Origin of the sequence: Bradyrhizobium agreste (assembly GCF_016031625.1) — a bacterium.
Lineage (GTDB): Bacteria > Pseudomonadota > Alphaproteobacteria > Rhizobiales > Xanthobacteraceae > Bradyrhizobium > Bradyrhizobium agreste.
This window is the reverse complement of sequence record NZ_JACCHP010000056.1, coordinates 1-2,502: the sequence shown is the minus strand read 5'-3', so window position 1 is coordinate 2,502 and position 2,502 is coordinate 1. Positions and strand designations below refer to the sequence as shown.

1 protein-coding gene and 1 pseudogene are annotated in these 2,502 nt (G+C 64.9%); both read right to left on the bottom strand.

Translation table 11 applies throughout. From position 1 onward, the window contains the following. The coding region (locus tag HZZ13_RS36280) for a flagellin N-terminal helical domain-containing protein (protein WP_446471684.1) at positions 1-370 on the bottom strand (370 nt) is incomplete at its 3' end. 318 nt (positions 371-688) lie between these two features. After that, positions 689-2,502: pseudogene (locus tag HZZ13_RS36275) on the bottom strand (DUF1522 domain-containing protein); the annotation flags it as partial.

Sequence of the window (2,502 nt, the reverse complement as noted above, 5' to 3'; positions counted from 1 at the left end):
GCAGGTCGGACGCGGTCGCGCCGGCGATCGTGGTGGAGACGTTCGACTTGGTGGAGTAGCCGACCGTGGTCTGCAGCGCCTGGTTGGCGATCGACTTGGCGGAGTCGAGCAGCTTCGACAGCGAGGTGATGCCGGTGTTGGCGGCCTGCAGCACCTGCACGCCGTTGGCGATGCCGTCGAGCAGGTTGTTGATGTCGCTGGCGCGGTTGTCGAGCGACTGGGCGGTGAAGAAGTTGGTGGGGTTATCCAGCGCCGAGTTCACCTTCTTGCCGGTCGACAGACGCGACTGGGTGGTGGCAAGGAGATCGGCGGTGGACTGGAGAGAGAGCAGGTTCTGACGAACCGACGCAGAGAGAACGATACCGGACATGACTCTTACCCTTCTGGTTTACGCGTCTTCGTTCGATCGCTTCGGATCGAGTGACGCGCAGAGCCTGCGCGGACATGGCTAACAAAGGGTGAAGCTCGCTCGCGAACCGTAAGTGGCGGTTCACCATAAGGCGGCCGACGCCTTCAAAGGCAAGTATGAACGGCCTGAAATCTCTCGGCTTTTCTGGCGTTTGCTTCCCGTTAACCATAACCGAGAGTTACCATTCGCAGGAAACCTTCGCCTCCTAATGACCGCCGCAAAAGAAAACGGCGGGGCCGAGGCCCCGCCGCCGTGTTTGCTTTGCGATGTCAGCCGCTATTAGCGGAGCAGCTGCAGCACGCTCTGCTGCGACTGGTTGGCCAGCGACAGGGCCGAGACCGCAATCGACTGGCGGGTCGACAGCGCCTGGCTGTTGGCCGCTTCCTCGTTGGTGTCGGCCAGCGTCAGGTTGGACGAGCCGGTCTGCAGCACGTTGATCAGGTTCTTGTTGAAGTCCTGACGAACCTGCACCACCGAGAGGTTCGAACCCAGGGTCGAAGCTTCCGAACGCAGCGTGCTCGACGCGGTGTTCAGCTTGGCCAGCACCTTGTTGGTCGCGGCGTTGTCGATGAAGTCGGTGCCCTGCGCCAGCGAGGCGAGACCCAGACCCTTCGAGTTGAAGGTCACGCCGGTGATGTTCAGGCTCGACTTGCCGGTCTCGTCGAACACCAGCTTGAGCTGGTCGCCGTTGAGCAGGTTCACGCCGTTGAACGAGGCGTCCAACGAGCGGTGCCGGTGCCGGTCGAGCCGGTGAGACCGAGCGTCGACAGCGCGTTGCCGGAGCCGGTGATCGACAGGTCCGAATTGGCGCCAGTCGAGATCTTCAGCGCGCCCGCGACGATCGAAGACGCGGTCTGACCGGTCGCCGTGCTGAGGGTGGCAGCGCCCGCAGCGATCGATGCGGTCTGCACGCCGGTGGCGAGATCGATCGCGTTCAGGACGTCGGCGACGGTGCCCTTGTTCAGATAGACCGTCGAGTTGCCGTTGCCGTCGGTCACGACGTTGCCGGTGACGCCGGACCCGGTCGGCACGTTGGCCGCCGCGGGCGTACCGCCGTTCTTGAACGTGATGATCTTGCCGTTGACGTTGAGGGTCGAACCATCGGTGACCAGGGAGCCGAGGCTGCCCGAAGCAGTGGTACGGCTGGCGGTCACGGTGGCGTTGCCGGAGCCGGTCGCGCCGGTCAGGCCGAGGGCCTTCAGGAGATCGGCCTTGCCGACCACGGAGAGGTCAGCACCCGTCGAGGTCTCCAGCGTGATCTTACCGGCGGCAATCGCCGAGGCGGTCTGGCTGGTGTTGGTGCTGATCGTGGCCGCGCCCGAGGCAACAACAGCATTCTTGACGCCGCTGGCGAGATCGATCGCGGTGAGGACGTCACCAACGGTGGCCGTCGAGTTCGTCGCACCACCCAGATAGATGATCGAGTTACCGCTGCCGTCGGCGGCAATGTTGCCGCTGATGCCGTAACCGGTCGGAGCCGAAGCCGCAGCCGGCGCAGCGCCCGCCTTGAACGTGATCGTGTGGCCATTGACGGTGAAGCTGCTGCCGTCGGTAAACTGAGTTGCAGCGGCGGTGCTCAGACCTGCGGTGGCCAGTGCCGCGCCGTCGCCGTAGAGCAGCGTGGTAGCGGTGATGTTGGCGGGGGTGCCCTGGTTGTCCTGCACCGTGCTGCCGGTCACAGCACCGATCGCGCCGCCGAGTGTGGTGGTCGCAGTGGCGGCCGTGACGCCGCCCGCCGCGCCGGAGAACAGCACGTTGGAGAGCGCAGTCGCGCTGGTATAGGTGGTGGTGCCGCGCAGGTCGGACGCGGTCGCGCCGGCGATCGTGGTGGAGACGTTCGACTTGGTGGAGTAGCCGACCGTGGTCTGCAGCGCCTGGTTGGCGATCGACTTGGCGGAGTCGAGCAGCTTCGACAGCGAGGTGATGCCGGTGTTGGCGGCCTGCAGCACCTGCACGCCGTTGGCGATGCCGTCGAGCAGGTTGTTGATGTCGCTGGCGCGGTTGTCGAGCGACTGGGCGGTGAAGAAGTTGGTGGGGTTATCCAGCGCCGAGTTCACCTTCTTGCCGGTCGACAGACGCGACTGGGTGGTGGC